The organism is Streptomyces sp. NPDC087440 (genome assembly GCF_044744005.1).
Taxonomy (GTDB): Bacteria; Actinomycetota; Actinomycetes; order Streptomycetales; family Streptomycetaceae; genus Streptomyces.
In genome coordinates this window covers 59,877-65,876 of record NZ_JBIUXN010000004.1, presented here as the reverse complement: position 1 = coordinate 65,876, position 6,000 = coordinate 59,877, and the positions used below count along the sequence as shown (strand labels likewise).

Here is a 6,000-nt window from a genome sequence, read left to right as displayed (position 1 = left end):
GGGGTGGGCGCGGCCCGCCGCGGCGGGGCGGGGGGGGGCGGGGGGGGGGGGGGGGGCGGGGGGCGCCGGGGGCCCCCCCGGGCCCCCCACGGCCGTCGGGGCGGCGGCGGAGGAACAAGGACTCCCCTCCCTGCCGGCCCCTACTTCACGAGGTCGGCGAAGAAGATGATGTTGTCAGAGCGGTGTCCGTCCCGGATCGGGCCCCCGCAGGTGATGAGGCGCAGTTCCGGACGGTCGGTCTTCCCATAGACCTTATTCGTAGGAAAGTCCTTTTTGTCCACTTGCTGGATCTCGCGGATCCTGAACTTCGCGGTGCTGCCGTCCGCCCGCTTGACCTCGATGGAGTCGTTGATCTTCATCTTGGCGACGTTGCGCAGCAGGGCCGGACCCTTGGCGGTGTCGTAGTGCGCGACCAGGATCGAGGCGCCCTTCTCGCCGGGGGTGACCGCGCCGGTGTACCAGCCGGGCTTCTCGGCGTCGGCCACGGACGGCACCTCCAGCTCCTGGTTCTTGTCCAGGCCGAGGTCGAGCATCGTGCTGGTCTTCACGCCCGCGGAGGGGATGGTCAGGCCGGTCGGCTTGGAGGCCTTGAGCGGCTCCGCCTCCTTGCCCTGGTCCTGGCCCTGGTCCTGACCCTGGGTCGCGACGTTCTTGACGTTCACGTCCGGCGCGAGGGCCGCGGAGGCGCCACCTCCGCCGCAGGCGACGAGTCCGCCGCCGAGGGCGACGGTGAGAGCGGACGCGGCCACGAGCCTGGCCGTGCGGGGCTGCTGCTTGCGGGGCTGGGTCGTCGTACTCGTGTGACTCATGCGATGAATCCTAAATGTCCGCTATTGCGGAGATTCATCGTTCTTGTAACAGCCGCCCAACGGCCGACGTCCGTGCAGGTCAGAGGTGTGCGGGGGTGTGCGGGGGTGCGCTACTGCTGGTACGGGTTCTGCTGCTGCGGTATCCCGCCGGCGCCGGGCTGGAAGCCCTGGCCGCCTTGGCCTCCCCCCATGCCGCCCTGGGCCTGGAGGCGCTCGGCCTCCTCCCGCTCCAGGCGGCGTTCGGCCCCGCAGAAGGTGCACTGGGTGGCGTACTTCGTGGAGACCGGGAACAGCGGCACGAAGAAGAGGGTGAACTTCGTGACCCGTTTGCGCAGTGCGTGCGCGGAGGGGTTGCCGCAGTGGCCGCACAGAAGGGTCAGCATCGCCAGCTGGTAGATGTAGCCCCTGGTGCCAAAGATGATCATTTCTGCCCCCGATTCACTGCGCCCGGGGGGTCGGCCTCGGGCGCTGGTCCTCTGTCGTACCGCCTGCTCCTGTCAGTGCTTCAACGCGCGGGGGGCCGCCGGTGGTTCCCGGGGCGACGTCCGGGGGTCGAACGGGCGGTCGTACGTGGTGCCGGGGCGGTCGTGCGGGCGGTCGTGCGTGGCGTCGGGGTGGTCGTCCGGGCGGTCGTTCCTGACGCCGGTGAGGTCAACTCCCGGACAACTCGCGGTCAACTCCCGCCCACACGCGCACAGTTGTTGCCCCGGAGGGGCGCATGCTGTTCCCATGGCAAGGGGTGATGCACCATGAAGCCACTGCGAGTCACACCGGCCCACGGCCACGGCGGCGCCCGGCTCTACGTCACGCTCGCCACCGGCCGCACCCTCGCCTGGTACGACCGCGACACCGGCCGGGTGAGCCTGCTCGCGGAAGGGCGCCGCGAGGAGGTGCTGACCGCCCTCGCCCCGTACGTCACCGGGCCGCTGACCGTGGGGCCGCCACCGGTGCCGTCCTCGGCCGACCTGCTGCGCCTCGCCCTCCACCCGGACGACGACCTCGCGCCGAACCGGCCGGGGGAGACGCTGTACGCGGGGCTGGGGGAGGCCCCGGTGCTCCGGCGCTTCCGGGCCGATCCGCAGCGGGAGGCGCTGGCGGCGCTCCAGCGGATGGGGGAGGAGCTGGAGGGGCTGGAGGGGGTGGGGTGGCGCGTCCTGCACTGCGTGCCGCTGGCCGGTGGGACCCGGCTCGACGTCCTCGACCATCTGCTGATCGGTCCCGCGGGGGTGCTCACGGTCCGTACGGTCGCCTCGCGGAACCGTCGCTTCCAGCTGACGGACGCGGTCGTGCGCCGGGCGGTGCACGACGCCGAGCGGGCGTCGCTGGTGCTGGCGGCGGGGGTGCGGGCGTGCCTGGCGGTCGTCGGGGCGAGCCGCGTCGACGGGACCGTACCGGCCCCGGACGACCTCCAGGTCCTCCGCGACGGCTCGGCGGCGGCGACGCTCTCGCGCCTGGGCGGCGTTCTCAAGCCTGCGGACATCGAGTCCCTCCACGCACTTGCGCGCAACCGCCACACCTGGCTCCGCTCCTGACCCTCCGGGGCGGCTCGGCTTCTTCGTGCGGGCCGGTGGGGGTGCTGTTCCTGCCGGGGACTCCGCCCCCGAACCCCGCCCCGCCTTCGGCGGGTTCTCGCCCCGGCCCCGCCCCTTCACCTAGACCCGAGGGGGCGTGCACGGTTCCCGTGCAGGGGGTGGTGGGTTTCCGGCCCGTGCGGGTGCGTCGTGGCTGGTCGCGCAGTTCCCCGCGCCCCTGAATGGCATGCCCTCCGGGCAGCCATATCCCCGGCGGCGAAGCCGCCCCGGCCCCCTTGGACTCCGCCCTTTGCAGCCCCCGCCCCCGGGGGGGCCCCCCGCCCCCCCCCCCCCCCCGGGGGGGGGCCCCCCCCCCCCCCCCCCCCGGCCGGCCCGCGGGCCCCCCCCCCCGCCCCCCCCCCCCCCCCGGCGCCCCCCCCCCCCCGGCCGCCCCCCCCCCCCCGGCCCCCTTGGACTCCGCCCTTTGCAGCCCCGGCCCCTGGGGCTCCGCCCTCCTCCCCCCGCCCCCTGGGGCTCCGCCCTCCTCCCCCCGCCCCTTCGGCCTCCGCCCTTCCCCCCCGCCCCCTTGGGCGGCGGGGCCGCCCCCCGGGGGCGGAACGGGCGGGCAAGGGGGCGGCCCGCCCGACTCCGGCCCAGCCCCGTACCGGCCCTCTCGCCCCCGGCCCACCCCGACACCGCCCCCCGGCCAAGCCCCCCGCCGGACGCCCGTCCAAAGGGGCCCCGGCCCACCCCCTACCGCCCACACACCCCCGCAGGGGCCAAGCCGCACCCCCTCACCCCCGCGGCCCCCCTCACCCCCGCGGCAAACCCCCCGCCCGATTCAAATTCAGCAACGGCCCCAGCAAATCCCCCCTCTCCGCCAACCTCCCCACCACCTCCCCCATCCCGAACGACAACCCCCGCGGCGCCCCCTCCAGCTCCTCCCACCCCACCGGCGTCGACACCGTCGCCCCCGCCCTCGCCCGTACCGTGTACGCCGCCGCAGTCGTCTTCGACGCCGCGTTCTGGCTGAAGTCCACGAAGACCTTGCCCCGCCGCAACGCCCGCGTCATCCGCGCCACCACCAGCCCCCCGAGCCCCGCATCCGCCTCCGCCTCCTGCGCCAGCCGCTTCGCGTACGCCGTCACCCGTTCGGAGGGGGTCGGCTCCACCGGCACCAGCACATGCAGCCCCTTCGAGCCGGAGGTCTTCGCCCACGCCCCGAGCCCGTCCGCCGCCAGCCGCCCCCGCAGCCACAGCGCGACCTCGGCGCACTCGGCCATGCCCGCCGGTTCCCCCGGGTCCAGGTCAAAGACCAGCCGGTCCGCCACCCCCGGCGACTCCGCCCGCCACTGCGGCACATGGAACTCCACGACCAGGTTCGCCGCCCACATCAGCGAGGCCAGGTCGCTGACGACGACCTGCCGCGCGGTCACCCCCTCCGACCGCGGCACCTCCACCGTCTTCACCCAGGCGGGCTTGCCCGGCGGCGGATTCTTCGCGAAGAAGGTCTGGCCCCCCACCCCGTCCGGAAACCGCAGGAAGGACATCGGCCGGTCATGGACGTGCGCCAGCAACGCCCCCGCCGTCGTCGCGACGTAATGCAGCAGCTCCCCCTTCGTGGTCCCCGTCCCCGGAAACAGCACCTTCTCCAGATTGCTGAGGGCCAGCCTTCGACCCTCCACCTCCGTCATGGGCGACATACCATAAGAATCCCACCGAAAGGGATCACGGGCATGAGATCAATCTGGAACGGCAACATCTCCTTCGGACTGGTCAGCATCCCCATCAAGCTCTTCAACGCGACCGAGAACCACGCCATCTCCTTCCGCCAGATCCACACCGCCGACGGCGGCCGCATCCGCTACCGCAAGGTGTGCGAGCTGGACGAGCAGGAGGTCCAGTCGGCCGACATCGGCAAGGGGTACGAGGACGCCGACGGCTCGATCATCCCCATCACGGACGACGACCTGGCCGCCCTCCCGCTCCCCACGGCCCGCACCATCGAGATCGTCGCCTTCGTCCCGCTGGCCTCCATCGACCCCCTCCAGATGGACCAGGCGTACTACCTCTCCGCGAACGGCGTCCCGGCCGCCAAGCCGTACACCCTGCTGCGCGAGGCCCTCGCCCGCAGCCGCAAGGTCGCCATCGCCAAGTTCGCCCTGCGCGGCCGCGAGCGCCTGGGCATGCTGCGCGTCGTCGACGACGTCATCGCCATGCACGGCCTGCTCTGGCCCGACGAGATCCGCCAGCCGGAAGGCATCGCCCCCGAGGGCAACGTCACCGTCCGCGACGCCGAACTCGACCTGGCCGACACCCTGATGGACACTCTCGGCGAGGTCGACCTCGCCACCCTGCACGACGACTACCGCGAAGCCGTCGAGGAGCTGATCGCCGCCAAGTCCGAGAACGGCGGGGCCATTTCACCGTCCGCCACGGAGAAGAGCGGCGGCGACGCCCAGGTGATCGACCTGATGGCCGCCCTGGAGAACAGCGTCCGCGCCGCGAAGAGCTCCCGGGGCGAGCAGCCCGACACGCCGTCCGCCGCCGGTACGGTCACGGAGCTCAAGCCCCGCAAGAAGGCCGCCGCGAAGAAGACCACCACCACGGCGAAGAAGCCGACGTCGAGCCCGGCCAAGACCACCAAGACCGCGACCACCACCAAAGCCTCAACCACCAAAGCCTCAACTACCAAAGCCTCCAAGGCCTCCACCGCCAAGAAGGCCCCGGCCAAGAAGGCACCCGCCCGCAAACGGACCCCCGCCTGACCGGCCCCCTCCCGGTCAGCCCGCCGTGTCCACCGCCGGTGCCGCAACCCCCTCCGCACCGGCACCAGCCCCCACACCCGCCCCGGCCATCCGCGCCCGCCCCTTCTTCCCCGTCCTGATGGTGTACGTCAGCAACCCGGCCAGCACCACGAACGGCAGGATGCCGGACACCCCCACCATCGTCCGGGTGTCCAGGACGTACGTCAGCGCGATCCGCACCCCCGCCACCACCAGGAAGGCCACCCCCCACACCACCGTCAACTTCCTCTGACTGGACCGGAATCCGGGATACGCGTCCCAGAACCCGTTCCACCGCGCGACCCCCTCCGCCGACCCGTCGGTCGCGAACTTCCGGCCGAAGTAGAACATCACCGGCCGCTCCAGCAGCAGGGTCACCAGGAACGCCAGCCCCAGCAGCCCCGTCACCGCCGAGTCCTTCACGAAGACCATCTTCTCGCTGTGGAAGAAGAGCGCACTGACCGCACCCAGCACCAGCACGCCCAGGATCATCACGCCGAACTCGTCCACCCGCCGGTGCAGTCCGTAGAAGATCCCCACCTCGGCCAACGGCCACAGGGCGATCAGGAACAGCGCCGTCACCGGCTCCGTCCCGCCGTCCGTCAGCATCCCGTACGTCACCCACGGCAACACCACGCTGAACAGCAGCGTCGGCCCCCAGTTCAGCACCACGGACTTCATCGCTCGCAACCCCCCTGCCCCACAAGCCCGTTGACCCGCTCAACGGCCGGGGCAGCATAGACAACCCCACCACCCCCCGGCCCTCCCCTTTGCCGCCCCCATGCAGTGACATGGCCGCATCATGACCCAATCCCTCGCCACACCCCGCTCCCTGCCCGCTCAAGGCCGCCGTCGACAACGGGCTGCTGCCCCGCACCCACCACGGCGGTCACC

The 6,000-nt window shown here is 72.7% G+C and carries 6 protein-coding genes; 2 read left to right on the top strand and 4 right to left on the bottom strand.

The window, feature by feature from the left end:
* Window positions 1–140: 140 nt before the first annotated feature.
* Together ACIO3O_RS11345 and ACIO3O_RS11340 are read right to left on the bottom strand one after the other, a co-directional pair.
* Entirely contained in the window at window positions 141–809 is a 669-nt protein-coding gene (locus ACIO3O_RS11345) for a class F sortase (RefSeq protein ID WP_401744585.1), read from the bottom strand.
* 110 nt (window positions 810–919) lie between these two features.
* A complete protein-coding gene (locus tag ACIO3O_RS11340; protein WP_401744583.1) occupies window positions 920–1,234 on the bottom strand; it encodes a zinc-ribbon domain-containing protein in 315 nt (104 codons plus the stop codon).
* A gap of 324 nt (window positions 1,235–1,558) precedes the next feature.
* On the opposite strand from ACIO3O_RS11340, the gene ACIO3O_RS11335 reads away from it, so the two are divergent.
* Window positions 1,559–2,341 (top strand): nuclease-related domain-containing protein, encoded by a 783-nt coding sequence (locus ACIO3O_RS11335; RefSeq protein ID WP_401744581.1) that lies wholly within the window; start codon window positions 1,559–1,561, stop codon window positions 2,339–2,341.
* 791 nt (window positions 2,342–3,132) lie between these two features.
* Here ACIO3O_RS11335 and ligD read toward each other — a convergent pair.
* Window positions 3,133–4,023: a non-homologous end-joining DNA ligase gene (ligD, locus tag ACIO3O_RS11330; RefSeq protein ID WP_401744579.1), complete on the bottom strand. Its 891-nt coding sequence runs from the start codon at window positions 4,021–4,023 to the stop codon at window positions 3,133–3,135.
* Window positions 4,024–4,056: 33 nt separating this feature from the next.
* Here ligD and ACIO3O_RS11325 point away from each other — a divergent pair, with 33 nt between their 5' ends.
* Window positions 4,057–5,088, top strand: a complete 1,032-nt coding sequence (locus tag ACIO3O_RS11325; RefSeq protein ID WP_401744578.1) for a Ku protein — start codon at window positions 4,057–4,059, stop codon at window positions 5,086–5,088.
* Between the two features lie 15 nt (window positions 5,089–5,103).
* Here the strand turns inward: ACIO3O_RS11325 and ACIO3O_RS11320 are convergent, their stop codons facing one another.
* Window positions 5,104–5,787 carry a VC0807 family protein gene (locus tag ACIO3O_RS11320; protein WP_401744577.1) on the bottom strand — a complete coding sequence of 228 codons (684 nt, stop codon included), beginning with the start codon at window positions 5,785–5,787 and terminating at the stop codon, window positions 5,104–5,106.
* Window positions 5,788–6,000: the final 213 nt, after the last annotated feature.